Annotated in this window: 24 protein-coding genes and 3 pseudogenes; 14 read left to right on the top strand and 13 right to left on the bottom strand. The window is 69.7% G+C overall.

The window, feature by feature from the left end; all coding sequences use genetic code 11:
• Together ACGFIO_RS21845 and ACGFIO_RS21840 are read left to right on the top strand one after the other, a co-directional pair.
• Positions 1–86 (top strand): annotated as a pseudogene (locus ACGFIO_RS21845) (IS5/IS1182 family transposase); the annotation flags it as partial.
• A gap of 327 nt (positions 87–413) precedes the next feature.
• Positions 414–628: pseudogene (locus tag ACGFIO_RS21840) on the top strand (hypothetical protein); the annotation flags it as partial.
• Between the two features lie 1211 nt (positions 629–1839).
• Here ACGFIO_RS21840 and ACGFIO_RS21835 read toward each other — a convergent pair.
• Both ACGFIO_RS21835 and ACGFIO_RS21830 read right to left on the bottom strand, forming a co-directional pair.
• Positions 1840–2622, bottom strand: coding sequence for a transposase family protein (locus ACGFIO_RS21835; RefSeq protein WP_392828115.1), 783 nt, complete (start codon positions 2620–2622; stop codon positions 1840–1842).
• A 636-nt stretch (positions 2623–3258) separates the two neighbouring features.
• A complete protein-coding gene (locus ACGFIO_RS21830) occupies positions 3259–3594 on the bottom strand; it encodes a hypothetical protein (RefSeq protein ID WP_392828114.1) in 336 nt (111 codons plus the stop codon).
• 579 nt (positions 3595–4173) lie between these two features.
• On the opposite strand from ACGFIO_RS21830, the gene ACGFIO_RS21825 reads away from it, so the two are divergent.
• From ACGFIO_RS21825 to ACGFIO_RS21815, 3 genes and pseudogenes are all read left to right on the top strand, one after another.
• A complete protein-coding gene (locus ACGFIO_RS21825; RefSeq protein ID WP_392828113.1) occupies positions 4174–4938 on the top strand; it encodes a hypothetical protein in 765 nt (254 codons plus the stop codon).
• Positions 4939–5107: 169 nt separating this feature from the next.
• Positions 5108–5461 (top strand): annotated as a pseudogene (locus tag ACGFIO_RS21820) (transposase); the annotation flags it as partial.
• 79 nt (positions 5462–5540) lie between these two features.
• Positions 5541–5780 (top strand): hypothetical protein, encoded by a 240-nt coding sequence (locus ACGFIO_RS21815; protein WP_392828126.1) that lies wholly within the window; start codon positions 5541–5543, stop codon positions 5778–5780.
• Between the two features lie 374 nt (positions 5781–6154).
• On the opposite strand, the gene ACGFIO_RS21810 is transcribed toward ACGFIO_RS21815, so the two are convergent.
• The 3 genes from ACGFIO_RS21810 to ACGFIO_RS21800 form a co-directional block, all read right to left on the bottom strand.
• Positions 6155–6643: a hypothetical protein gene (locus tag ACGFIO_RS21810; RefSeq protein WP_392828112.1), complete on the bottom strand. Its 489-nt coding sequence runs from the start codon at positions 6641–6643 to the stop codon at positions 6155–6157.
• A gap of 405 nt (positions 6644–7048) precedes the next feature.
• Entirely contained in the window at positions 7049–7501 is a 453-nt protein-coding gene (locus ACGFIO_RS21805; RefSeq protein WP_392828111.1) for a hypothetical protein, read from the bottom strand.
• A 139-nt stretch (positions 7502–7640) separates the two neighbouring features.
• The gene (locus tag ACGFIO_RS21800; protein WP_392828110.1) at positions 7641–8465 is read right to left on the bottom strand and encodes an alpha/beta fold hydrolase; all 825 of its coding nucleotides are present in this window, start codon (positions 8463–8465) and stop codon (positions 7641–7643) included.
• A 165-nt stretch (positions 8466–8630) separates the two neighbouring features.
• Between ACGFIO_RS21800 and ACGFIO_RS21795 the strand changes: the two genes are divergently transcribed.
• Complete coding sequence (locus ACGFIO_RS21795) at positions 8631–8930, top strand: putative quinol monooxygenase (RefSeq protein ID WP_392828109.1); 300 nt, start codon at positions 8631–8633, stop codon at positions 8928–8930.
• Here ACGFIO_RS21795 and ACGFIO_RS21790 read toward each other — a convergent pair.
• A complete protein-coding gene (locus tag ACGFIO_RS21790; protein ID WP_392828108.1) occupies positions 8900–9796 on the bottom strand; it encodes an FAD-dependent oxidoreductase in 897 nt (298 codons plus the stop codon). The two genes, ACGFIO_RS21795 and ACGFIO_RS21790, sit on opposite strands and share 31 nt — an antisense overlap.
• 77 nt (positions 9797–9873) lie before the next feature.
• Between ACGFIO_RS21790 and ACGFIO_RS21785 the strand changes: the two genes are divergently transcribed.
• A complete protein-coding gene (locus ACGFIO_RS21785; protein WP_392828107.1) occupies positions 9874–10164 on the top strand; it encodes a YiaA/YiaB family inner membrane protein in 291 nt (96 codons plus the stop codon).
• Here the strand turns inward: ACGFIO_RS21785 and ACGFIO_RS21780 are convergent.
• Positions 10142–10567, bottom strand: coding sequence for a DUF1810 domain-containing protein (locus ACGFIO_RS21780; RefSeq protein WP_392828106.1), 426 nt, complete (start codon positions 10565–10567; stop codon positions 10142–10144). The two genes, ACGFIO_RS21785 and ACGFIO_RS21780, sit on opposite strands and share 23 nt — an antisense overlap.
• 53 nt (positions 10568–10620) lie before the next feature.
• Positions 10621–12732, bottom strand: a complete 2112-nt coding sequence (gene glgX, locus ACGFIO_RS21775; protein ID WP_392828105.1) for a glycogen debranching protein GlgX — start codon at positions 12730–12732, stop codon at positions 10621–10623.
• 111 nt (positions 12733–12843) lie between these two features.
• On the opposite strand from glgX, the gene ACGFIO_RS21770 reads away from it, so the two are divergent.
• The 3 genes from ACGFIO_RS21770 to ACGFIO_RS21760 are packed head-to-tail and all read left to right on the top strand — an operon-like array spanning position 12844 to position 14414.
• Positions 12844–13356 carry an AAA family ATPase gene (locus tag ACGFIO_RS21770; RefSeq protein WP_392828104.1) on the top strand — a complete coding sequence of 171 codons (513 nt, stop codon included), beginning with the start codon at positions 12844–12846 and terminating at the stop codon, positions 13354–13356.
• 12 nt (positions 13357–13368) lie between these two features.
• On the top strand, positions 13369–14007 hold the full coding sequence (locus ACGFIO_RS21765) for a methyltransferase domain-containing protein (RefSeq protein WP_392828103.1): 639 nt from the start codon (positions 13369–13371) through the stop codon (positions 14005–14007).
• On the top strand, positions 14004–14414 hold the full coding sequence (locus ACGFIO_RS21760; RefSeq protein ID WP_392828102.1) for an NUDIX domain-containing protein: 411 nt from the start codon (positions 14004–14006) through the stop codon (positions 14412–14414). Before ACGFIO_RS21765 ends, ACGFIO_RS21760 begins: the two co-directional genes overlap by 4 nt.
• A gap of 86 nt (positions 14415–14500) precedes the next feature.
• Here ACGFIO_RS21760 and ACGFIO_RS21755 read toward each other — a convergent pair whose 3' ends face one another.
• A complete protein-coding gene (locus tag ACGFIO_RS21755) occupies positions 14501–15058 on the bottom strand; it encodes a TetR/AcrR family transcriptional regulator (protein WP_392828101.1) in 558 nt (185 codons plus the stop codon).
• Positions 15059–15155: 97 nt separating this feature from the next.
• Here ACGFIO_RS21755 and ACGFIO_RS21750 point away from each other — a divergent pair, with 97 nt between their 5' ends.
• Both ACGFIO_RS21750 and ACGFIO_RS21745 read left to right on the top strand, forming a co-directional pair.
• On the top strand, positions 15156–16586 hold the full coding sequence (locus tag ACGFIO_RS21750) for an MFS transporter (protein ID WP_392828100.1): 1431 nt from the start codon (positions 15156–15158) through the stop codon (positions 16584–16586).
• Positions 16583–17773, top strand: coding sequence for a cytochrome P450 (locus tag ACGFIO_RS21745; protein ID WP_392828099.1), 1191 nt, complete (start codon positions 16583–16585; stop codon positions 17771–17773). The genes ACGFIO_RS21750 and ACGFIO_RS21745 overlap by 4 nt, the downstream gene beginning before the upstream one ends.
• A gap of 11 nt (positions 17774–17784) precedes the next feature.
• Here the strand turns inward: ACGFIO_RS21745 and ACGFIO_RS21740 are convergent, their stop codons facing one another.
• Positions 17785–19089 (bottom strand): LD-carboxypeptidase, encoded by a 1305-nt coding sequence (locus ACGFIO_RS21740; protein ID WP_392828098.1) that lies wholly within the window; start codon positions 19087–19089, stop codon positions 17785–17787.
• Positions 19090–19202: 113 nt separating this feature from the next.
• Positions 19203–20273, bottom strand: a complete 1071-nt coding sequence (locus ACGFIO_RS21735) for an MFS transporter (protein ID WP_392828097.1) — start codon at positions 20271–20273, stop codon at positions 19203–19205.
• A 120-nt stretch (positions 20274–20393) separates the two neighbouring features.
• Here ACGFIO_RS21735 and ACGFIO_RS21730 point away from each other — a divergent pair, with 120 nt between their 5' ends.
• Together ACGFIO_RS21730 and ACGFIO_RS21725 are read left to right on the top strand one after the other, a co-directional pair.
• A complete protein-coding gene (locus ACGFIO_RS21730; protein WP_392828096.1) occupies positions 20394–21275 on the top strand; it encodes an MEDS domain-containing protein in 882 nt (293 codons plus the stop codon).
• 5 nt (positions 21276–21280) lie between these two features.
• The gene (locus ACGFIO_RS21725) at positions 21281–21733 is read left to right on the top strand and encodes a hypothetical protein (protein WP_392828095.1); all 453 of its coding nucleotides are present in this window, start codon (positions 21281–21283) and stop codon (positions 21731–21733) included.
• 4 nt (positions 21734–21737) lie between these two features.
• Here the strand turns inward: ACGFIO_RS21725 and ACGFIO_RS21720 are convergent, their stop codons facing one another.
• Both ACGFIO_RS21720 and ACGFIO_RS21715 read right to left on the bottom strand, forming a co-directional pair.
• Positions 21738–23534: a SpoIIE family protein phosphatase gene (locus tag ACGFIO_RS21720; protein ID WP_392828094.1), complete on the bottom strand. Its 1797-nt coding sequence runs from the start codon at positions 23532–23534 to the stop codon at positions 21738–21740.
• 133 nt (positions 23535–23667) lie between these two features.
• The gene (locus ACGFIO_RS21715; protein ID WP_392828093.1) at positions 23668–23982 is read right to left on the bottom strand and encodes a type II toxin-antitoxin system PemK/MazF family toxin; all 315 of its coding nucleotides are present in this window, start codon (positions 23980–23982) and stop codon (positions 23668–23670) included.
• Between the last annotated feature and the right edge of the window lie 91 nt (positions 23983–24073).

Raw genomic sequence — 24073 nt, 5'->3', positions numbered from 1 at the left:
TGCGCTGCTGCCCACGCCGGGCGACCACGATCCTGCAGGCCATCCTCGTTCTGCACCACGTTGAAGCCGACCGCTACGCAGGATGAAAAACGCTCTTTGTATCAGCACGCCCGCGAACCGATGGCGATAGGGAGCTGCTCTCATCGTGACGGTGCATGTCACGATCGAGCGGTCCGCCGATTAGGGCTCTCCCGTTCGGGCAAGCACCCCTGGCGCGGTGCGAAGGTTCAGGTCATGGTCGATCTGGGGCGGTCAGCTGATCGTGGCCTCAGCGGCCCTGACCGCCGCCGCACTCACGTGATCAACGACGCACTGAGGGCTATTCAGCGCCGACCTCGAATCCCACACAGCCGCAGGTCAAGCGCTTGATTTCTGTTGCCCTGAATAACCCTCACCGAGTGTGACCTCTCGCTGAGAAGGCCTACGAGGGCGCGCGCGGCAGTGTTCGATCCCCCTTTCAAGCCCACCGCCGCCGGCCGAGACTCTCCGCTTGACAGAGAGGGCGCATCGCGCCACCGCGATCATGCAGGCCGCTCTGGTCCTATACCACGTCGAGAACCCGGCCCGCTTGAGTTGTAAGGCTGAGGTGCGTAAAAGCTCGGAACTTATTGGTGCGAATTGTCAATAATTAGCAGGATCTGTTGCGTTACAAGTCCTTCCAGCTCTGGCATGTGTTTTTGGCGATTCCTGCGTCACGCTCAACTCACATCGCACTGAAGTCCTAATCGATGAGGTTTCGGTGAGGCAGCCGAGATCTACTGCCGGCGATGATTCGAGAGATTGAAGGAGGAGTCGTGCCAGAGTTGGTTGAGGAAATTCCAAAATGGATAAAGATGGTGCAGGAACTCACGGTAATCTTACAGTTATTCGCTACCTCGATGATTGCCGGTCGGGCGGCCTGGTTGAACTATAGAAGATTTCGTCGCTGGTTGCGCCGACGATCTAATCACGCAGATCGGTATAGCCGTGAATGACAAATAGCCCGAAGGGGCCGCCAGATCAAGGCCTCCCCATGGAATGCCCTCGATGGAGAGAATTCTGCTGATTATCGGGTCGCCTGGAGGCCCTCCGGGCGACCCGAGCCTGATTATCCTGACATCCGGATTTGCCGCCGTCAGTGCGCGGCGGCCGGCGGCGACCCTAACGCGGTGTGACGCAGCTTGGGGCTGACCGATGTGCGCTCGCGCCGAGACGCCGGCGTTCAGCTTGGTGCGAGGTCCGAAACGTACTGCGTATGCTGAGCCAGATAGAAGGAATTCTTCGCGAAAGTTGGAACGTATGACATGCTTGTATAGGGAAAGGACACCCCAGTTGTGCTGGCCAGCCGAATTGGGGCGCCCTTCCACCCGAACGGCCCTGCATCGCGGGGCCGTTTCCCTTCTCTGGGCCTAGAAAAGGCCGGATCCTTTCAACGCTCCGAAGAGCGCCGCCACCGCTGACGCAACCTTAAGGGCGACAACGGTGACATCGCCGATGGTTCGCCAGGACCACGTCGGGTGCACAACCGGACCCTCAAGTCGAACCTTCTGCTGGTCGTCCACTCTCTACCCCTTCCTCTGGGGATCTTCGTCCCCAGGCCTGCGGGGCGAAATTGAGAGCTGCCGACTACATGCAAAGTACCTCAAGTTCGTTCACACGGACACTCCGAGCGGTGACTGTTAGTGCAGCTCAGAGGCTATGTGACCAGACTTTCCACAGCTTGACAGGAAGGGTAATAGGTGCCTCGGTAACTGGGAGTCACAATTCTTGGTCGACGCCACTCAGCAAGTCGGAAAAGTGACCTGAGCGATTCGTCAGTATCTGCCCTTGATCGATTTTGCCGCCATCGATGAGCCTTTTTCATCCTGCGTAGCGGTTGGCCTCGACGTGGTGCAGGACGAGGACGGCCTGCACGATGGCGGTTGCTCGGCGCGGGCAGCAGCGCAGCTTGGCCAGGATCTTCCAGGTCTTGAGCGTGGCGATCGCGCGTTCGCCGCGGGCGCGGATCTTCACGTGCGCCCGGTTGACCGCCTTCTGCCGGCGTGACAGCTTCGGCCGGAACCGGCGCCGCTTGAATGGGGTACGTACGCTGCCGCCGGCTCCTTGGTATCCCTTGTCCGCGAAGGTCATCACGTCGGCGCTGGTCAAGGCGTCGATGATGCCGTGGTGGCGGGCCGCGCTCAGGTCGTGCGTCGAGCCAGGCAACGCCGGCGAGGCCCACACGAGACGCCCAGCCGCGTCGGCGATGACCTGCACGTTCACCCCGTGACGCTTGTGCTTTCCGGAGTAGAACGGCTTCTGGTCGGCGACTCGGTCGATCGGAATCAGAGTGCCGTCCAGGATCGCGTACGCCAGCAGCCGGACCTGGTTCATGACGGTGTCCAGGTCGTCGCCGGTGGCGGCGAGCAGGTCGATGGCCTCGCGGACGTAACGCCAGGCCGTCGTGACGCCGATCTCGAAGCCGGCGGCCAGCCGGGTCAGGGTGTCGCCGTTACGTAGGTGGGCCAGGGCGAGCAGGGCTTGCCGGCCGGGTCCGAGGCGCCGCCACCGGGATCGACACTGCCGGCGGCGGGTCCGGATGAGGGCGGCAAGGTGGTTCAGGCTGCGGGTGGACAACGGAATCGCGGCAGGGTAAGACAGCACAGCGAGGCTCCCGGTTGGGGCATCTGATCTTGGTCGATTGCTGTCTTACCGGGAGCCTCGTCCTACGTGGACATCAGGATCCGCACTGCCCGTGACCTGCACCGTCACGATGAAATGGCTCGATGACGGTGAGCTGGTCAAGCTGCGTGTCTCTGCTCACGGGACTCACTTCCACTGCGGCGTTCCCGCGGTGCGGTCAAATAAGCGATGCTGGCGCGCGCTCCTGAGGCAGAGCGAGCTTATTCGGTGGTTGCGTCGACGATTCGTACGGTAAGTTCGAAATCATTGCGGGCGAGGGCCGACAAAGGTCCACATCGAGCATCCTGAGAATTGCAAACATGCTCATTGTAAAAATACGAAGTAGGCGGAGATACCGTGACGCTAAATAGGGCGTTATCGCCAATCGAGATGAAAGCATTGGACAAGTACCCCGGTATCCAAAAGAATCCGTCATCCGTTCTGCAGAATTTGGCCATTCATGCATTGCAGGAAGCCGAAGAAAGCTGAACGCGCGCGTTCTAGCATTGGTTGTCGGCGCGCCGCCGCGGAACGCCTCAGCCTGCGAGTCTGCAAGCTTCGGCGCATTCATTTGCCGCCGATATTGCGCGGTCGGGGTGCCAGCCTTTGCCGGCCGAACTACCGGGGATCGGCAGTATCCCAGGCGTAGAGGAACGAGGATGGGTCGAGCCGCCAGTCTCGCAGGATCGTCAAGAGCTCCGACTCGTCGGCCGCAGCGACGCTGCGCAACAGCCTGGCTCCAATGTCGTAGTCGAATCCGTCAATGAGTTCCGCGTCGTAATCCCAGTGCTCGATCCGGAATGAGCGGGCAGCGCTCCGGTGCGCCCGTCTTTCGCCGCGAGCGGGTGCATCAACCTCGACTTTCCCCGGCGTTATGTCGACGAAGGCACGCCGTCCCGGATCCGTAGCGGGCACCTCGACCACCAGACGCCTGCCGAGCCGGAGAGCAGACATCTTCTCCGAAGGTAAGGCTGGTTGGTCCGTCATGCTGATCCTCGAGGCTGGGTGAGCATGAGAACAAGGGTAGAGCGGGATTCTTTCACTCCTGGCGGAGCATCCTCTTCTGCCGCAGATAACACGCGGTCGGTCCCGTCTCACCACCCCGCACCGGCATGTCCACCGGTACTCCCCGGAGCAGTCCTTGGACGCCGCAAGCTCAAGCATATCGATCAGCCAACCGGGATCGCCGGTGATGTTCCCGGCCTGCAGGACGGCGTTGACCCTCCGGTGGGCTGTGGGGCTGACACCCGGCGCTGGAAGTCACCTACAAACTCATCGCCACCATCGCCACCATCGCCACCATCGCCACCATCGCCACCATCGCCAACGGTGGCATCGCCGAACCGGCGTCGATGAGTTCATTGACTCGATCAGCAGCCAGTGCGTCGAGAAGTGGTTCGTCAGGGTTCTAATCGACGGCGTACTCGGCGTCGCCGGCATCCTCGGCGGCCTCGGTCTCGTGATCGCCGCTTGACCGCCCGGAGTTCGGCCGTTCCGGCCCTCGGGCCCGTGCGGTTCGGAACAATCAGGGGCATGGCGGCGGACAACCCCAGCAAGACGACACGCTGGTGGCCGTGGGTCCTCGCTGCCGTCGGTGCCGCCTCAGTCGGATTCGCCGCGTGGCGCAAGTGCATCAACGACGAAAGCGGCACCGTCAGCGTCTTCGCCATCCTCGGCGTCATCCTGCTGGCGTGCCCATTCGTCCTTCCCCGCTTGGAAGGATTCGCCGTCGGGCCCCGCAAGTTCGAGCTGCGACTGGTCCAGCAGATCGCCGACCAGGGCGCAGTGAACACAGCCAAGCTACTGGATCACAGTGAGCTGGCCCGACTGGCTGAGTCGTACGACGTTGTGCACCGTGAACTGCGAGGCGACAATCACCGGAAATCACGCATTCATGTGCAGGACGAGCTGGTGCGCCGAGCGGCCGGGTTCGCGGCACAGCACGAGTTCGACCCAGGTGAGGTGCGCAAACTGTTCCCAAAGGCACTGCCTGCGGTGCGGGTGCTGGTGGTCGGCTTGATGCAGGGCGATCCGCGGCTGCTGGATGGGCAGACGCTGGCCCTGTCGATTCGTGCGCCGGCATCTCACAACGAGCAGTTCCAGGCGCTGGTGGCTGTGCGCATGTACTGGGCGCATTTCACGACGGCGGATCGCCTGCTGTTGTTGTGCAGCATTGACGGCGCCAACATTGAGCTTGGGACGAATCGTAGCGCTGAGGTTGATCGGATCAAGCGTCTGACGACTTTCTCGGTGCGTCCCTCTCGGCGCAGGTTCTGGCGTCGTCCATCCGTGCACTAGCATCCGAATTATGTCCTAGCCTCGGCCCTTCAGGAAGGGCCGAGGGTGACGGTGCGGGGAACGCGAAATTGACGCTGCGGCGCTGGCGCGGTTGCGGGCGGCTCGTGCCGCCGCGCGGGAACTGGCGTGGGCGCAGCTGATCGAGACGCGCCGGTCGTTACCCGCGACTGTGGTCCTGGGCCAGGTGTTGCCGGGTTTCGTGCTGGACATCGACGCCACGATCGTGCTGGCGCACTCGGAGAAGCAATCGGCGACACCGACCTGGAAGACGTCGTTCGGGGTTCCACCCGCTGCTGTGTCTCCTGGACGCCACCGGCGAGGCCCTGGCCGGATGCTGCGCCCGGGTAACGCCCGCAGCAACACCGCCGCCCACCACGTGACCGTCCTGGGTCAGGCACTGCAGCAGGTCCCCGAACCACACCGCTTCGGCAGCCCGATCCTCATCCGGTCCGACTCGGCGGGCAGCAGCCACGAGTTCCTCGCCCATATCCGCAATCTGCGCAACATCAGGATCGACACCGTGTGCTCCGTCGGTGTCGCGGTCACCAAGCCGGTCCGCACCGCGATCACCGCCGCGCACGATTGGGTGGCAGGGCCCGACGGTGACCGCAGCCCCCCGCGACGGCGCCGAGGTCGTCGAACTCACCGACCATCTCGACCCGGGCGTGCTGACCTCGTTCCCGGCCGGCACCCGGCTGATCTGCCGCCGCGAGCGTCCGCATCCCGGCGCGCAGCTCTGCCGGACCCAAGCTCTGCTCCTGGACGGCGCGCTCGCGGCCGCCGAGCCGAAGAAGCTGCGCTACCGGCTGCTGCACGTCGCCGCGAAACTGACCCGTAACTGAAAGACGGAGGCTGGTTCCGGGCCGGTATCCGCCTGAATCGCATAGTGAGTCAACGCACGTCGGTCGAGACGTCGCAGGCGGGCGCGGAGTCGTTCCGCCTCCTCTGGGAGTGCCTCGACCGTTGCCGCCCAGTTCTCGGCGGCAGTTTCGGATCGGCGCCGAGCTTCGACCGGCCAGGAGTACTCAGCCATGGAAGAAGTCTGCCGGCACCACTGGGCCAAGGCACATTGTCATGCCACCGGCAACGCGCGGTCGAACGGCCAGCCGCGGTGCGGCCTCGGCGCTCATTGCTTCCTCCCCGTCGCGACGGTCTGGTTTGGTCCATCCGGGAGCATCGCGGCGGCTCTACGAACGTCTTTCAGAATTTTGGGCCGTCAGAGCGTGGGTGCCTCAGTCGGACTCCAGCCCGTTCCGCTGCGGGTGAGTCCGAACTCCTGATAGTTGGGCGCACGCTCTCTGGTGATTTCGGGATCGATGACGCTGATGACGCTGTGCCAGGCGACGACCTCGGTGAGCCGCCGCACGCCGCCGCCGGCCCGGGGCCTGCCCTCCACCCATCCGGTGAAGTTCTGCACGCAATGAACCCAGGTATGACCCAAATGACCAGTGGCCGGGAAGCCGGGACTGTCGTCGTAGACCACAGCTGAGGCATCGACGCGTTGGCTCTCCGGAGCGGGATCGTCGGGTCCGCTGCCCTGACCGCGCAATGCCGTACGCCACGGCGAGCCCAGTGGCTGACCTGTCTTGAAGAAGATCGCTTCGGGTCCGGACCACTGCCGCGGGCGTAGGTCCACATATCTTTCCCGTACACCGGGATCGAGCGGAAACACGATCTCGACCCCGTTGACGAGGTACGTCGCCACGCGATGGAAGCCGAGAGTCCGGCCCAAGCGGCTGCTTCCCGAATTGGCGAACTGTCCCGGGTGTACCACTCCCGCACCAACGGCTGTAGCTCCACCTGATCGTTGCCGCTGAACAGCGGAGACGACCGCCGCGTTCCCGGCCGCACGTTGCAAGCGCAGCATTTCGGATGCTGGAAACGGGACCGAACTGTGTGACGGCCCCGGGATCGAGGTGGCATCCGGGGTGGCGGGTACGCGGCGTAAACGCATGTGCGATCGCGCTCCTCGATCGGAGTTCGTCCCATTTCGCAGCGTACGCGCTCCAAGCTCGGTCGTACGTGCCAAGGCCACGGCAGCCTGTGCTGTTCATGTCGAGCGACCTGGACCGGTACCACCCGTCGTAGGTCCCCGCCGGCCGCATCAAGGCTACTGACGAAACCATCCCGGCCCGGGCGCCGTGTCGCTGCCGCGGTACGCCGGTTCCGCGAATGGCAGGACAAACTGCCGACCCTGCAGGTGCACGGTCGCCGGCCGGGCGACAGCATGCCATTCGCAGGCCCACACCCGGCCGAGCACCTGCGCCGGTGGGCGGGCGCCGTCGGCCAGCACCACGTCGGGCGTCTGCTCGCCGGGCAGCTCTCCGTAGACCATCCACCAGGCCGCGGCACCGCCCCACCCTCCGCCGCGTGAGTACGGCTGGGCGACACCGGTCCACGCGGCCCACTCATCCTCGCCGGGGAGGAACATCCCGGCGGCCTCGTCACGGTCCTGCACGTCGTTGAGCTCGCGCCAGAAACCGTCGCTTCGCCACTGCAGCAGATAGCCGACCCCGGGCAGCCGTAGCGTGCTGACCCGCGGCTGCCCGGCTGATCCGGTCACGGTTCCTCCTTCCAGCCGCCCCGCACAAGCATCGACCAGCCGCCCCGCACAAGCACGGACCAGTCGCCTGGCACAAGCATGGAACCTCAACCTCACCAGAATTGCGGCGGGCTCGACGCGCGCGGCCGGTGAGGAGCGGTCAGGAGCGGATGAAGGCCAGCAGGTCGGCGTTGATGGTGTCGGCATGGGTGGTGGGCATGCCGTGAGGGAAGCCGGCGTACGTCTTCAGCGTCCCGTTCGGCAGCAGCTTGGCCGACAGCGGGGCGGAGTCCTCGTACGGCACGATCTGGTCGTCTTCGCCGTGCATGACCAGCACCGGAACCGTGATCTTCTCGAGGTCGGCGGTGAAGTCGGTCTGCGAGAACGCCACGACGCCGTCGTAGTGGGCCTTGGCGCCGCCCATCATGCCCTGGCGCCACCAGTTCTCGATGATCGCCTCGGAGGGCTCGACGCCGTCGCGGTTGAAGCCGTAGAACGGGCCAGCGGCCAGGTCGCGATAGAAGACCGAGCGGTTGGCCAGCAGCTGCGCCTGCAGGTCGTCGAACACGCTGAGCGGCAGGCCACCGGGGTTGGCCTCGGTCCGCACCATGATCGGCGGGACGGCGCTGAGGATGGCCGCCTTGGCCACCCGGCTCTCGCCGTGCCGGGCGATGTAGTGAACCACCTCGCCACCACCGGTCGAGTGGCCGACGTGCACGGCGTCGCGCAGGTCGAGGTGCTCGGTCACGGTGGCCAGGTCGTCGGCGTAGTGGTCCATGTCGTGGCCGTCGCCGACCTGGCTGGAGCGGCCGTGGCCACGGCGGTCGTGGGCGATCACGCGGAAGCCGTGCTGGACGAAGAACAGCATCTGGGTGTCCCAGTCGTCGGCCGACAGCGGCCAGCCGTGGCTGAACACGATGGGCTGACCGGAGCCCCAGTCCTTGTAGAAGATCTCGACGCCGTCCGAAGTGGTCACAGTGGGCATGACTGCCTGCCTCCCAAGGCGGGGATGGGTTCGCACTAGCAACGTAACGCCGCCCATGAGCGCAGTGGTAGCCCTGGGCGGTGTCCGGGGGCCTCGGATGCCGCCCAGGAGTACCGCTGCGAACCAGAGCCGAACCTCACGGCGTGACCTGGCAAGATGCGGTTCATGACGTACGGATTCCTCAACGCGATGAAGACCAGGCCGGGGCAGCGCGACGAGGTGGTGAAGATTCTGCTGAGCGGGACCGACGGGTTGCGCGAGGCCGGCTGTCTGCTCTACGTGGTGGGGGTCGACGACACCGACGACGTCACGATCCGGGTCAGCGAGGTCTGGCGGAGCAAGGAGCACCACGCCGCCTCACTGCGACTGCCCGAGACGCGGGCCGCTATCGCCGCCGCCATGCCGATGCTGACCGGCGAGTTCAGCTCCCAGGATTACACCGTGGTCGGCGGGCTCGGGGTCTGAGACTCGGCGAGGCGTACGACCTCGGCGGCACAGCCCCAGGACAGCGTCATGCCGGCGCCGCCGTGGCCGTAAGCGTGGATGACCCGCCCCTCGCGCTCGACCCGTGGGCCACCGCGCCGGCACGGCCTCAGCCCCACCCGGGAACCGAGCACCTCAAGGCCGGCGACGGCCGGGACCAGCGCCGCCGTCCGGGCCAGGATGCCGTCGGTGACCTCGGCCGACGGCGTCAGATCCCAGCTGCCGGGCTCGAAGGTGCCGCCCAGGACCACGTCCGACGAGCGCGGGTGCACGTAGGCGCCGGGCGTACGCACCGATTCGGTCAGGCCCGGATTGCGTACCAGCACGATCTGACCCCGCGCCGGGAAGACCGCGTCGTCCGGCACGAGGGTGCGGGCGGCCAGGCCGGAGGCGTTCACCACCAGCGGAGCCGCCGCCAGGGCGTCATCCAGCGACGACACCGACCGCCGCACCACCCGCACCTGCTCTTCCAGCCAGGGCAGGTAGACGGCCATCTCGGCCAGCGGCGCGACGAACTCCGCCGACGAGGGCCCGGTGACCGACAGCCCGGGCGGCGCCCACCACAGATCGCCGGTGGGCATCGCCACGTTGCGGGTGGGCCGCAACGCCAGGCCGGGTACGCCCGCGGCCTGCTGGCGGGTGAATTCGTCGTACGCCGTCAGGGCCCACCGCTGGACCGACGGCGAGTAGTCGGTGTACGACGGATACCAGACGGCGGCCGAGACGACCGAGACCGTGCGGGCCGGGCCGCCGGGCGACCACACCTCGACGTCCAGGCCCGCCTCACGCAGCCGCACAGCCGCGGTGAGGCCGATGATGCCGCCGCCGACCACGATCGCGTCTGTCATTCCGTCATCGTGTCGCAACCCGGAGGTGAGTACGCAACCTCAGGTCACCTTCGTCACTCCCGGCCAGACTGACCGGCATGGAGAACAAGCCCGCCCGCCCGACCGCCGCCTTCACCGGCCAGGCCGTCGCGTCCTTCGGCATCGCGCTCACCGCCACCACCGTTGGCATCGTCTACCTGCCGGTCAACGGCTGGATCCGCGGCTTCCTGGCGATCGGCCTGCTCTATGTCGTCACCTCGGCGTTCACGCTGGCCAAGGTGATCCGCGACCAACAGGAGAGCACGTCGGTGGTCAGCCGGGTCGACCAGGCCCGGATCGACAAGCTGCTGACCGACCACGACCCGTTCAAGACGACTGTGCCGCGTTGAGCAACGTGCGGGTGCGCTCGTCGGGTCCGTCGTAGTAGCGGTCCAGCACCTGCTGGAACAACCCGGGTTCGGCGGCCGCCGCGGCGAAGAGGGTCATCGACGAGCGCAGCTTCAGGTCATCGGGATAGCCCATGATGTCGGAAATGTCGCCGGAGACGCTGAGCAGGGCGGAACAACATTCCGCAAGGCGCGGACCCAGCACCGGATGGGCGAGGTACGCGGCCGCTTCGGTGAGCCCCGAGATGGCGTAGGCGCGGGCGGTCGGACTGGAACCGAGCCCGTCCAGCTGCGGAAAGACGTACCACATCCAGTGGCTCCGCTTACGCCCCGCCCGCAACTCGGCCAGCGCCGTCTCGAAGACGCCGCCGGACTGCGCCCGTACAAATCGATCAAGAGATGCCATGTCTCACATTCGCCTCCCGTCCGGCGCCTCGCGTGTGAATTCGAAACACGGCACTAATATCGGCAGCGCAGCACCACCATCGTGTGTCCGCCGACGGGCAACCCGCCCCCGGCCTTGGTGACCCGCCGCCGGTTGGCCAGCATCGGGTCGGCCGTGTTCACCACGACCTCCCACGTCGCGCCGTACGCACGGGGCGGAAGCGTGAACGTCACCTCCTCGCCGAGCGGGTTGAACAGCAGCAGGAACGAGTCGTCGGTGATCGCCTCGCCCAGCGCGTCCGTCTCGGGAATGCCCTTGCCGTTGAGGAAGACCGTCATGGTCATGCCGCCGCGGGTGTTCCAGTCGGCCTCGGTCATCGGCTCGCCGTCGCGCCGCAGCCAGGCGATGTCGGGGACCTTCGTGCCGGGCACCGGCTCGCCCCGGAAGTACCGCCGGCGGCGGAACACCGGATGGTCGGCGCGCAGCTTCATCACGCTGGCCGTGAACCGGGTGAGCACGTCGTGGTGGCGGGCGTCGGCCCAGTCCATCCACGCGATCTCGTTGTCCTGGCAGTAGACGTTGTTGTTGCCGCCCTGCGTACGCCCCAGCTCGTCGCCGTGCGCGACCATCGGCACGCCCTGGCTGAGCAGCAGCGTGGTCAGGAAGTTGCGTTTCTGCCGCTCGCGCAGCTTGAGGATCTCGCCGTCGTCGGTCGGGCCCTCGGTGCCGCAGTTCCAGGACCGGTTGTGGCTCTCGCCGTCACGGTTGCTCTCGCCGTTGGCGTCGTTGCGCTTGTCGTTGTACGAGACCAGGTCGGTCAGCGTGAACCCGTCGTGGGCGGTGACGAAGTTGATCGACGCGATCGGGCGGCGGCCGTCGATCTCGTACAGGTCGGACGAGCCGGCGAACCGGGACGCGAACTCGCCCAGGCTGGACGGCTCGCCGCGCCAGAAGTCGCGGACCGAGTCGCGGTACTTGCCGTTCCACTCGGTCCACAGCGGCGGGAAGCCACCGACCTGGTAGCCGCCGTCGCCGACGTCCCACGGCTCGGCGATCAGCTTGACCTGCGACACCACCGGGTCTTGATTGACCAGGTCGAAGAACGCGGCCAGCCGGTTCACCTCGTGGAACTCGCGGGCCAGCGACGCGGCCAGGTCGAAGCGGAACCCGTCGACGTGCATCTCGGTCACCCAGTAGCGCAGCGAATCCATGATCAGCCGCAGCGACTCGTGGTGCCGCACGTTGAGGCTGTTCCCGGTGCCGGTGGTGTCGTAGTAGTACTCCTTGGCCTCGTCGACCAGCCGGTAGTAGGCCGGGTTGTCGACACCGCGGAAGGACAGCGTCGGGCCCAGGTGGTTGCCCTCGGCGGTGTGGTTGTAGACGACGTCCAGGATCACCTCGATGCCGGCCGCGTGCAGGGCCTTGACCATCGTCTTGAACTCCTGCACCTGCCCGCCGCGGCCGCCGAACGAGGCGTAGCCGTTGTGCGGGGCGAAGAAGCCGATGGTGTTGTAGCCCCAGTAGTTGGACAGGCCTTTCTCGATCAGGCCCGAGTCGTGCACGAACTGGTGCACCGGCATGAGCTCGACCGCGGTCACGCCGAGCTGTTTGAAGTGCTCGATCATCTTCGGGTGGGACAGGCCGGAATAGGTGCCGCGGACGTCCTCGGGGATGTCCGGGTGGTTGATCGTCATGCCCTTGACGTGCGCCTCGTAGATGACCGTCTGGTGCATGGGTATGCGCAGCGGCCGGTCGTTGGCCCAGTCGAAGAACGGGCTGATCACCACCGAACGCATCGCGTACGGTGCCGAGTCGCCCTCGTGGAAGGTTTCCGGTTCGCCGAACTTGTAGCTGAACAGGGCCTGGTTCCACTCGATGTGCCCGTCGATGGCCTTGGCGTACGGGTCGAGGAGCAGCTTGCCCGGGTCGCAGCGCAGGCCGGCGCCCGGGTTGTAGGGGCCGTGCACGCGGTAGCCGTAGCGCTGGCCCGGCTCGATCCGCGGCAGATAGCCGTGCCAGACCAGCGCCTCACGCTCGGGCAGGTCGACGCGGGTCTCTTTGCCGTCGTCGTCGAACAGGCACAGCTCGACCCGCTCGGCGACCTCGCTGAACAGGGCGAAGTTGGTGCCACCGCCGTCGTAGGTGGCCCCCAGCGGGTACGGGTTGCCGGGCCAGATCTTCGTCATCCCCATATTTTTGTCATCCCCGATCGGCCACACCATCGCCGGGCCGGTCGCTATGCGCATTGTCACGAACACGTTTAGAAGTGCTCAAGATCGCCCAGTATCCTCGACCGCATGAGCCCGCCTGCCCTGATCGTGGTGAGCGGGCCGCCCGGCACCGGCAAGACGACACTCGCCCACGAGATCGCGCGCTCGGTCGGCTGCCCGGCGATCTGCCGCGACGAGATCCGCGAGGGCATGACCCATGCGGGTACGCCCGACCGCACGATGCGCCGCACCTACGACGCGTTCTTCGACACCCTCGGCGTCCTGCTGCGGGCGGGCTGCACGGTCGTCGCCGAGGCCGCCTTCCAGGACCGCCTGTGGCGTCCCATCCTGTCCCCGCTGGCCGGCCTGGCCGCGATCCGCATCGTGCGCTGCCACGCCGACCCGGTGGTGGCCCGCGCCCGCGTCGAACAGCGCCTGTCGGTGCCGACCCGGGCCGCCCACGACGACCGTGGTCACCTGTCCCGCCCGCCCGACCCGTCGTGGACCCCGATCAGCCTGGACGCGCCCACCCTGGACGTCGACACCAACGACGGCTACCACCCCGCCTTCGCCGCGATCCTGGCGTTCGCACGTGCGTGACATGGTTGATCCGTGACCACACGATCACGGCCCGTCTTCGCCTTCCTGTACGGCCGAGCCGCCGAGGTGATGGACCGCCACGGCGTCGCACAGCACCGGCGGGCCGCCGTGGCCGGTCTCACCGGACGGGTCATCGAGATCGGCGCCGGCAACGGCCGGATGTTCGCGCACTATCCGCCGACCGTGACCGAGGTGATCGCCGTCGAACCGGAACGCCGCCTCCGCGCCGCCGCGCTGGTCGCCGCGGCCACCGCACCGGTCCCGGTGACCGTCGTCGACGGCCTGGCCGAGTCGCTGCCCGGGCCCGACGGCGCGTTCGACGCCGCCGTGAGCGCGCTGGTGCTGTGCTCGGTGCCGGCCCCGGACGCCGCGCTCGCATCCCTCTTCCGGGTCGTCCGGCCCGGCGGCGAGCTGCGCTTCTTCGAGCACGTGGCGGCGTCCGGGCCGGGCCCGCTGCGGCGGGTGCAGCGGCTGTGCGACAAAACCCTGTGGCCGGCGCTGATGGGCGGCTGCCACACTGGCCGCGACACCGCCGCCGCGATCGCCCGGGCCGGCTTCCGGATCGCGGCGATCGAGCGCTTCATGTTCCCGGCCACCGGTCCGAGCGGACCGGCCGGCCCGCACATCCTCGGGAGGGCCGTCCGCCCATGAAACCCGACGTCTCCTGCGTCTTCGTGTGCCACGACGAGGCCGGCCGCGTCCTGCTCGCCCGCCGCTCGGCCGGTGCCCGCGACGAGCCCGGCGCCTGGGACTGCGGGGCCGGCGCGATCGAGTTCGGCGAGACCTTCGAGCAGGCGGTCGCCCGCGAGGTGACCGAGGAGTACGGCACCGCGCCGCGGTCGATCGAGCTCCGCGGCGTACGCAACATCCTGCGTGCCGCCCCGGCCTCGCACTGGGTCGCGGTGATCTTCGCGGTCGGCGTCGACCGCGACGCCGTCCGGATCGGTGAGCCGCACAAGTTCGACGAGCTCGGCTGGTTCGACCGCGACCACCTCCCCGAACCGCGGCACTCCCAGCTGTCCGACACCCTGGCCGTGGTGTCCTCGCCCCACCGGTGACGCGCTCCTCCGCCGGCGGAGCGGGCGGGCGATCCGGCGCGTCCAGCTGACCCGAGGTCGCAGGTTTCCGGACCACGGCCGCTCGATCAGGTGCCGCGCCGGTCCAGTCCGGCGAGGGCCGCGTCCAGCAGCGGCTGCCGGTACTCCGGGGTGCCGGGGATCTTGGCGATGGCCATCACGAGGTCGAGGATCTGGTCGAGGTCGAGGTCGCCGGCGATCTCGCCGGTCGCCTGGGCGGCGGACAGCAGCGGCTGACCGGCCGCGAGCATCCGGCCCCGGGTCTGGAACACCGGATCGGTCCGGTCGGTGTGCTCGAGCAGCCCCATAACGACCGGCCGCTTGGTCGCGACGTACTGGAAGAACCGGCGCAGCCAGGTCATGAGCCGGTCGCTTGGGCTGTCCCCCTCGACCGTCGCGGCGGCGGCGCAGACCTCGTCGACCTCGTCGACCAGCAGCGCCTCGAGCAGTTCGTGGCGGCTGGCGAAGTTGCGGTACAGGGTGGCCATCCCCACCTTGGCCTGCCGGGCGACCTCGGCCATCGACGTCTCGGGGCCGGTGGCGGCGAACGCGGCGCGGGCGGCGTCGAGGATCCGCTGGCGGTTGCGGACCGCGTCGGCTCTCTTGGCGGGCGCGGAGTCAGTCATACCCTCGTCCTTGCGTAAGTGGATAGGCTATCCATATGATCCGAACACCCTCTCCGGTTCTCTCGGAGACCCTATCGAACCTGTTCGGGGATCCGCCATGAGCACAGCGACACCGGCACCTCCCGTCCACCGCTGGCTGGTGCTGGCGATCTGCTGCCTGAGCGTGGGCGTGACCGGCATCAACCTGACCATCGTCAACGTGGCCCTGCCCTCGATCGGCGCCGACCTGCACGCCTCGGTCACCGCCCTGCAGTGGACCGTCAGCGCGTACTCCCTGGCCATGGCCTGCCTGCTCATGCTGTCCGGCTCGATGGCCGACCGGTACGGGCGCAAGCGCGTCTTCCAGCTCGGACTGTCCGTGTTCGCCCTCGGCTCCGTGCTGTGCGGCCTGGCCCCCGGCACCGGCTGGCTGATCATCTGCTGCGGGCTGATGGGAGTGGGCGGCTCGATGCTCAACCCCGTCGCGATGTCGATCATCGTCGGCGTGTTCACCGACCGCGCCGAACGGGCCCGGGCGATAGGCGTCTGGGGATCGGTCGTCGGCGTCACCATCGCGGCCGGTCCCGTCCTCGGCGGCCTGCTGGTCAGCGGCCTCGACTGGCGCTCGGTGTTCTGGGTCAACGTACCCATCGGCATCACCGCCCTGCTGCTGGCCCGGCGGTTCGTCCCCGAGTCCCGCGCCGCCCGGGCCCGCGCGTTCGACCCACCCGGCCAGGCGCTGATCATCGTCCTGTTCGCCGCCACCGTCACCGCCACCATCGAGGGCCCCCGCCACGGATGGGCCAGCCCGTGGATCATCGGTCTGATCGGCCTCGCCGTCGCCGCCCTCACCGGCATCCTCGTCCTCGAGCCCCGGCGCGTCGAACCCCTGATCGACCTGCGGTTCTTCCGCAGCGCTCCGTTCTCCGGCGCGAACGCCATCTCCGTGCTGATGACCGCGACGCTGGGCGGGTTCCTCTTCCTCAACACCCTCTACCTGCAGGACATCCGCCACCTGAGCCCGCTGCGGGCCGGGCTGACGGTCATCCCGCTGGCCGCCGGGCAGGCCGTCGCCGCCATCCTCTCCAGCCGGTTCGTCGCCGCCGGCCGCGACCGCGTGCCCCTGACCCTGGGCGGCGCGCTCCTCGCGGCCGGCGGCTTCCTGCTCGTACCCCTGAGCGCCGGCACCGCGACCGTGCACCTGCTGGCCGCGTACGCCGTCTTCGGCCTCGGCGCCGGACTGATCAGCCCGCCGGTCAACCACACCGCCGTCTCCGGCCTGCCGCCCGACCAGGTCGGTGTGGCCGGCGCGCTCGCCGCCAGCGCCCGCCAGTTCGGCGCCTCCATCGGCGTCGCCGTCACCGGCTCGATGGTCTCCGGCGCCGGCGACGGCTTCGTCGCCGCCAGCCACACCGCCTGGGCCGTCCTGGGCGGCTGCGGCCTCGCCGCCCTCGTGCTCGGCGTCATCTCCACCAGCACGTGGGCCAAGAACACGGCCGACCGCAACGGCCGGCTCCTCACCACCGCCCCGATGGAGGTCCCTCGATGACCACGCCCGCCCTGCGGACCACCCGCGGCTGCCCGTACGCGCCCCCGGAGCAGCACACCCGCATCCGCGACACCGGCACCGGCATCGCCCGGATCACGCTGGCCAGCGGCCAGGTCGCCTGGGCCCTGAGCCGGCACGAGCACGTCCGGGCCATGCTGACCGACCCACGGTTCAGTTCCGACCGCCGGAACCCGGGCTACCCCCGCTTCACGCCCCAGCGGGCCAGCACCGAACTCCTGCGCAAATCGATCATCCGGATGGACCCGCCCGAGCACGGGCCGGCCCGCAAGGCCGTGGTCGGCGAGTTCACCGTCCGGCGCATGGCCGCCCTGCGCCCGCGGATCCAGCGCATCGTCGACGAGCGGATTGACGCGATGCTGGCCGGACCACGGCCGGCCGACCTGGTGCGGGAGCTCGCCCTGCCGGTGCCGTCCCTGGTCATCTGCGAGCAGCTCGGCGTGCCGTACCGCGACCACGACTTCTTCCAGACCCGCAGCGCGGCCCTGCTGAGCCGCGCCCTCACCCCCGAGGACCGTCGGCGGGAACTCACCCAGCTGCGCGACTACCTCACCGACCTGGTCGCCGCGAAGGCCGCCGAACCGGCCGACGACCTGCTGAGCCGCCGGCTCGCCCAGGGTCACGACCCGCAGGACGTGGTGGCGCTGGCCTTCCTGCTGCTGGTCGCCGGGCACGAGACCACCGCCAACATGATCTCGCTGGGCGTGGTGACGCTGCTGGAGCGCCCGGCCGCGCTGGCGGCGCTGCGCGCGGACCCGGCGCGTACGCTGCCGGCGATCGAGGAACTGCTGCGGGTCTACACCATCGCCGAGTTCGCCAACGCCCGCGTCGCCGTCGAGGACGTGACGATCGGCGGCGTGACCATCCGGGCCGGCGACCCCGTCGTGGCGCTGAGCAACGCGGCCAACCACGATCCCGCGGCCTTCGACCAGCCCGACGAGATCAGGCTCGACCGGGGTGCCCGCAACCATGTCGCCTTCGGCTTCGGCATCCACCAGTGCCTCGGGCAGAACCTGGCCCGCATGGAGTTGCGGATCGTCTTCGACACGCTCATTCGCCGGATACCGTCCCTGCGGCTGGTCACGCCGGCCGACGAGCTGCCGTACAAGGACGACGCCCTCATCTACGGCATCCACGAGGTGCCCGTGACCTGGGACGAGCCCGCCTGAACCGGGCTCGTTCAGGTGAGGCCGGCGGTCAGGGTCCGGCGGCCGGCGTCGAGGACGGCCACCGCACCGACCGAGTCGCGCTGCGTGAGGGGCACCCCGGACAGCACCGGGACGGACAGCCGGCTCAGCTGATCGCGGAGCACGTCGGTCAGCGTCCACCCGCGGTCGGCGAAGCCGTCGAAGCCGGTGAACGGGCCGACCGCCACACCGGCCACCCGGGTCAGGACGCCGGCCCGGTGCAGGTGGGTGAGCTGCCGGTCGACCTGGCCGAGCCCGAGGGTGCGGGCCCCGGTCAGCAGCAGGATCGCGCCGGTCAGGTCGGGCAGCCCGGCCCCGACCCGGGTACGCAGGTCGGCCAGGTCGGCGGCGAACAGCCGGCCGATCGCCCGCCCCGGCACCCACGCAACCTCCCCCGAGGTCACGCTGGGCACGGCAGTCGGCGCGCCACCGTCGTGCACCACCGGCTCGGCGGTGAGGGTGCCGGCCGCGGTGTCGATGATGCCGGGTACGCCGAGCGGCAGGCACATCTGATCGTCGGTGTGCCCGAACGGCAGCCCGCCCAGGATCGGCACCCCGAGGTCGCCCAGCCGGTCCCGCACGATCGCCTCGGCCTCGCCCGCCGGCCGGCCCGCCTCGGCACCGGACAGGTCACCGACGGCGAAGCCCCGGATCCCCCGCAACAGGTCACTGCGCCGCAACGTGGACAGGAACCGGTCGAAGTGGACGCCCTGCGCGCCCTCCAGGCAGAGGATCGCGCCGTCCAAGGTGGGCAGACCCGCGCCCACGAAATTGCCGACCGCCCCGGCCAGCCCGCCGACCAGCACACCCTCGGCCCGCCCGGCGACGATCGACCGCCCCGGCAGGGTGATCGGCCCGGTCTCGAAGAGCAGCTGCCGGGCGGTGGCGTCGACCCGGCCGCCCGGGCCGACGCAGCCGTGCACGGTGGCCAGGCCGGTGCGGGCCCAGAGGGCGACGTGCAGGTTGACGATGTCGCTGAAGCCGACCAGCGGCTTGGGGTCGGCGCGGACGGCGGTGAAGTCGATCCCGTCGACGATCCGGTACGCGCCCGCGCCGCCGGTGATCGCGACGACCGCCCGGACGCCCGGGTCGCGGAACGCGTCGTTGAGGTCGGCCAGCCGGTCCTCGTCCCGCCCGGCCATGTACCCGAACCGATCGCGCGCGTGCGTACCCACCTCAGGCCGCAGGCCCCAGCCCTCGACCACCTCCGCGACGCGCCCCACCCACTCGTCCTCGGCAAAGCTCGCGGGCGCCACCAGCCGCACCCGATCTCCCGCCCGCAGCCGCATCCCCCGCATCGCCCGACCCTACCGATGCCCGCCCGGTCAACGCGGCGCCGGTGAGCACGCCACCACCGTTGCCGCCCGGTCAACGCGGTACCGGTGAGCACGCCACCACCGATCCCGCCCGGTCAACGCGGCGACTGAGCGCCCGTCGCGGCGGTCACGGCCGTGGCCAGCAGCGGGATGCCGACGAGGGCGAAGAGCACAGGGATGCCGGCGTACGCGGCGCCGAGGCCGAAGAACGTGTAGAGCCCGACCGCCAGCACCTCGGCGGCGAAGCCGCTGACCGACAGGACCGTGGCCCGGACAGCGGTGGGGGTCAGGTCCTGCAGACGGGCCTCGGAACGGACCATCGCGAACTGCAGCAGGCCGAACGCCGCGCCGATGGGCAGCATCCCGGCCGGGTGGCGGCTGAGACCGCCGGCCGCCAGCAGCACCGACGCCACGGCCAGGACCGCGCCCAGCCCGCGCGGGCCCAGCGCCGGCCAGCGGCCCGCGAGCGAACTGCCCAGGGCCATGAACAGGGCCGGCACGGCGAAATAGAGGCCGGCGTACGCGACCGGAACGCCGGTGGCCCGGGTGACCAGCGGGATGTACTCGTCGAGGGCGGTAAAGCCGGGCACCAGCGCCGCCACCACCAGCGCCCAGCGGACCGCCTTGCCCCGGGCGTGCCGCAACCCGGCCCGCAGCGTGGCGACATAGCTCCCCGGCTGCGGGGCGTCGCCGCGCGAATCGGTGAAGCCCAGCGCGATCAACCCGGCGGCGAGGGCGACCAGGGTGCTCAGGACGCCGACGAGGAGGTAGCCGCCGAGCAGGAACACCGGCGTCGCCAGCAGGGTGGCGGCCAGCATGGACAGGATCGCGACGGTGCCGCCCCGGCCGGCCACCCGGGGGTACTCGGCCGGGTCCGCCAGGGAGTCGTACAGGATGGCCTCGAGGGTCCCCGAGCCCAGCGCCCCGCCCAGGCCCCACAGCACGAAACCCAGGGCGAAGCCGGGGTACGCGGGCCACAGCGTCCAGCACAGATAGCCCAGGCCGGTGCACAGGGCGCCGAGCGCGTACAGCCGGCGGCGCGACCAGGTGTCGGCCCACGCGCCGGACGGGATCTCGGCGACGAACGACACCACCGACCAGATCACGAACAGCGACGAGATCTCGGCCGTGGAGAGGCCGGCGTCCGCGAACAACAGCGCGTACACCGGGTAGAAGACGATGCCGTCCTCGCACGCGCGGACGGCGTAGAAACGTCAATGTCGAGTCATGGAACGACGATCGCGCCCGCCCGGCGTACCCGTCAAACGGTTTTCCACGGACGGGTGGTGACGGTGCCGATCACGGCCGCCGCCGCCGTAGGCTGCCTCATGCCCGACGTCGCTCTGGTGGACCGGATGCGGCCCGGCGACCATGTCTGCTGGACGTTCGCCGACGACCGCGAGCGGCGCCGGGTGACCGGCGACTGGGTGCGGGCCGGGCTGCGCGACCACCACCTGGTCGTCTACCGCACCGCCGCCCCGGACGCGCTGGCCGAGCTGGCCGACGCCCGCGTCGACACATGCGCGGCGATCGACTCGGGCCGGCTACGGGTGCGCCCGACCGGAACGGGCGTGTTCGACGCCGACGCCGCCGACCGCACCTTCCAGGCCGACGTCCGAGAAGCACTGAGCGACGGGTACGCGGGCCTGCGCGCCGTCTCCGACCTGGGGTGGGCCGCCCGCCGCGGGCCCGGCGCGGAGCAGCTGGCCCGCCACGAACGGCAGCTCAACCGGCACATCGCCGCCGGCTACGCGATGGCGTTGTGCCTCTACGACCGCCGCCTGTTCGCCGAACCGCGGATGAGCGAGCTGACCCGCGCCCACCCCGCCTCGGTCACCGAACGCACCTCGCACCCGGTGTCGCCGCTGCTGCGGATGCTCCGCCACGCCGAAGGTCTGCGCCTGTCGGGCGAGGCCGACCTGTCCAACCGGGACGCGTTCGCCACCGTCCTCGGCCACGTCCTCGAGGACAGCACCGCCCCTCGGGTGGTGCTGGACCTGACCGACCTGCGGTTCGCCGACGCGACCAGCTGCCGCCTCGTGGTCACCGTGGCCCGCGAGTCCGGCGGCCGGGTCCGCACGGTCGGCGCCCGCCCGTCGCTGCGCCGGCTGCTCGCCCTGCAGGGCGCCGAACGGGTCCCCGGCCTGCTCCCAACAGTGGCACCCTGAGCGGCATGACCAGGACCTCGATCTTCGAGTACGCGGGCGGGGCGCCCGCCTTCCGCGCCCTCGCCGCGGACTTCCACCGGCGCTGCGTCACCGACCCCGAGCTGGAACACCCGTTCTCCGGCGACCTCGACCCGGACCACGTCGAGCACCTGGCCGAGTACTGGGGTGAGGTGCTGGGCGGCCCGCCGGCCTACTCGACGCGGCGGATCGGCCACTCCGGCATGCTCGACATCCACGCCCGCAACGGCATGCGGCCGTCGCTGATCGCCGCGTTCGTACGCTGCTTCGACGAGGCCGTCGCGGCGCGGCTGCCGGCCGACCCGGCCCTGCGCGCGACCCTGCACGACTACATGCTCTGGGCGACGGCCGAGGTGCTGCGCTACGACCCGAAGGACTCGGTGGTGCCGCCCGGCCTGCCGACGCCGCACTGGGACTGGTCCGGCCCGGTCACCGCCTGAGCCCTCACCGCAGAAAATGGCGCAGGTCGCGGGTCTCGCCGGTGACCAGGCGGACGGCCAGGATGCACGTGTCGTCGTCGGGGTTGGCCTGGCGCAGGCGTTCGACCACCTGCTCCAGGGGGCGCTGCGGCGCGGCCGAGACCGCGTCGTCGATCGCCGTCATCACCGCGCGCAGGCCGTCGTCGGGGCCGCGGCGCCGGTGTTCGACCAGCCCGTCGGTGTAGAGCAGCAGCACGTCGCCGATGGCCAGGTCCAGGGTCGCGGTGGCGTAGGCCGCGTCCTCGACCACGCCGAGCATGCAGCCGGACGGGCGGGACAGCGACAACGTCCGGCCGCCCTTGCACAGCAACGGTGGCGGATGACCGGCCTGGGCCCAGGTCAGCCGCCGCGCCCTCGGGTCGAACCGGGCCACCACCGCGGTCGCGGCCAGCTCGGGGCGCTCGCGTTCCAGCTCACAGGTCAGCCTGTTCAGGTGGCCGAGCAGCGTCGCCGGGTCCGTGGTGACCACCGACAGGGCCCGCAGCGCGTGCCGGAGCTGGGCCATCGTGGTCGCGGCGTGGGTGCCGTGCCCGGCCACGTCACCGACGGCCAGCAGCACCGAGCCGTCCCGGGCCTCGGCCGCGTGGTACCAGTCCCCGCCGACCAGGCTCTCCTGACCGGCCGGCAGGTAGCGCAGCGCCACCTTCAGACCGGGCAGCTCGAGCGGACCGTCCGGGATCGGCAGGATGATCTGCTGCAGGGTGGCGGCCAGAGCGTGCTCGGCGGCCAGGTCCCGGCGCTGGACGGCGAGCTGCCGTTCCACCTCGGCCAGGCGTTGCGCGCTGGTCTCCCGCTCGGTGATGTCCTGCACGATGCCGAAGACCCGCAGCGGGCGCCCGGTCGCGTCGCGAGCGGCGTCGGCCACCGTACGCAGATGCTTGATCCGCCCGTTGACGCGTACCCGCAGGGTCAGATCGACCTGCTCCGAGCGGGCGAACGCCTCCTCGGCCGCCCGCCGCAGCGGCGCGTCCTCGGCCAACGTCATCGCGTCCAGCTCGGCCTCGCTCAGCGGGCCCAGCGCCGGGTCCCGCTCGTAGATCCGGTACAGCTGGTCGGACCACCGCACCGTGCCGCTGATCAGGTCGGCCTCGCCCCAGCCGAGGTTGCCGAGCCGCTCGGTGCTGGCCACCCGGTCGGCCTGCCCGGCGTCGGCGTGCCGGAACCAGGTCAGCAGCAGCCCGCCGCCGACCCGGTGCGCGCGCACCGAGAAGATCGAGTCGTAGGACGGGAACGGCGGCACGTCGGCCGGCTCGCCGGTGGACAGCACCCGGGCGTAGACCTTCCAGCGGTCGCTGGCGATGGTCTTCGGGAACCAGCCGGACATCGAGGTGCCGATCAGCTCCCGGCCGCGCCGCCCGTCGGGGGTCACCGCCTCCGGGGTGACCGCGGCGAAGACCAGGTCGAGCAGCCGGCCGTCGCCGTCGAGCACCGGGGTGAACAGCGCCGACGCGCCGGGCAGGGCGTCCAGCACCCGCTGCACGGCGGTCGGCCACGGGTCGCGGCGGGGCAGGCCGGGCGGCGCCGGGAAGGACACCACCGAGGACCGCGGCGCGACCCCGGTGTCCGGGATGTCGAGCAGGCTGATCACCCCGGCGGCCACCTCGGTCAGGCTCCGTTCCTGCTCCTGAGCCATCCGGAGCAGGTGCCGGCGGGCGTCGGTGAGCCGGCAGCGGATCCGCCCGGCGAGCAGGCCGACCGCCTGGTCGACCGTGGCGTCGTGCCGTTGCTCCCACACCGTCTCGGCCAATGCCGCGCCTCCCACGTACCGCCTCCCCTTGTCGCGTGTCGCGGTTCCACGAATACGCGGTAAAGGCGGCGAGCGTCATCCCCCGAACACCCGGGAGGCGGGCTGACCAGCGGTGACGCGGGGTCAAGGTCACCCGTTAGGGGCCGGCTCAGATCTCGAAGAGGTCGCGGACGGCGTCGTTGAGCCGGACCATGCTGGAGCCGGTGACCATGCCGAGCAGCTCGGCGCCGATCGCGGCCGGCAGCCGGCGCATCCGGTTGACCACCACGACGCCGGTGATCGGGTCCTGTTCGGTGAGCGCCACGGCGAACGGCGGCAGCTCGGTCGCGCCGCGCTGCCGCACGATGGGCGCGCAGAAGGGCGCCGCGTTCTTGCGGTCGTTGTACGCGTCACCGGACAGAACGAGCACCCGGTACCGCAGATCCGTCCGGCTGCCTATCGTCCAGATTTCGCCACGTTTCATCGCAGCTGTGTCCCCTCGGCCGGCCCCCTGGTGGTCGCGGCCACGACCCACCGACCCCCCGCCGACGCCATGCGTGGCAGCGTACCGCCGG

Source organism: Actinoplanes sp. NPDC049265 (assembly GCF_043197135.1).
In the GTDB taxonomy this organism is placed as follows: Bacteria; Actinomycetota; Actinomycetes; order Mycobacteriales; family Micromonosporaceae; genus Actinoplanes.
Note: the sequence above shows the minus strand (reverse complement) of the source record. Positions and strands in the feature narration are given on the sequence as shown.

Excerpts from the sequence above, each read along its gene's own strand:
- ACGFIO_RS21800 (WP_392828110.1), bottom strand. The coding sequence starts at position 8,465 with ATGCCCACTGTGACCACTTCGGACGGCGTCGAGATCTTCTACAAGGAC.
- ACGFIO_RS21780 (WP_392828106.1), bottom strand. The coding sequence starts at position 10,567 with ATGGCATCTCTTGATCGATTTGTACGGGCGCAGTCCGGCGGCGTCTTC.
- ACGFIO_RS21785 (WP_392828107.1), top strand. The coding sequence starts at position 9,874 with ATGGAGAACAAGCCCGCCCGCCCGACCGCCGCCTTCACCGGCCAGGCC.
- ACGFIO_RS21725 (WP_392828095.1), top strand. The coding sequence starts at position 21,281 with ATGACCAGGACCTCGATCTTCGAGTACGCGGGCGGGGCGCCCGCCTTC.
- ACGFIO_RS21755 (WP_392828101.1), bottom strand. The coding sequence starts at position 15,058 with ATGACTGACTCCGCGCCCGCCAAGAGAGCCGACGCGGTCCGCAACCGC.
- ACGFIO_RS21760 (WP_392828102.1), top strand. The coding sequence starts at position 14,004 with ATGAAACCCGACGTCTCCTGCGTCTTCGTGTGCCACGACGAGGCCGGC.
- ACGFIO_RS21790 (WP_392828108.1), bottom strand. The coding sequence starts at position 9,796 with ATGACAGACGCGATCGTGGTCGGCGGCGGCATCATCGGCCTCACCGCG.
- ACGFIO_RS21745 (WP_392828099.1), top strand. The coding sequence starts at position 16,583 with ATGACCACGCCCGCCCTGCGGACCACCCGCGGCTGCCCGTACGCGCCC.
- ACGFIO_RS21715 (WP_392828093.1), bottom strand. The coding sequence starts at position 23,982 with ATGAAACGTGGCGAAATCTGGACGATAGGCAGCCGGACGGATCTGCGG.
- ACGFIO_RS21770 (WP_392828104.1), top strand. The coding sequence starts at position 12,844 with ATGAGCCCGCCTGCCCTGATCGTGGTGAGCGGGCCGCCCGGCACCGGC.
- ACGFIO_RS21795 (WP_392828109.1), top strand. The coding sequence starts at position 8,631 with ATGACGTACGGATTCCTCAACGCGATGAAGACCAGGCCGGGGCAGCGC.
- ACGFIO_RS21750 (WP_392828100.1), top strand. The coding sequence starts at position 15,156 with ATGAGCACAGCGACACCGGCACCTCCCGTCCACCGCTGGCTGGTGCTG.
- ACGFIO_RS21830 (WP_392828114.1), bottom strand. The coding sequence starts at position 3,594 with ATGTCTGCTCTCCGGCTCGGCAGGCGTCTGGTGGTCGAGGTGCCCGCT.
- ACGFIO_RS21740 (WP_392828098.1), bottom strand. The coding sequence starts at position 19,089 with ATGCGGGGGATGCGGCTGCGGGCGGGAGATCGGGTGCGGCTGGTGGCG.
- ACGFIO_RS21825 (WP_392828113.1), top strand. The coding sequence starts at position 4,174 with ATGGCGGCGGACAACCCCAGCAAGACGACACGCTGGTGGCCGTGGGTC.
- glgX (WP_392828105.1), bottom strand. The coding sequence starts at position 12,732 with ATGACGAAGATCTGGCCCGGCAACCCGTACCCGCTGGGGGCCACCTAC.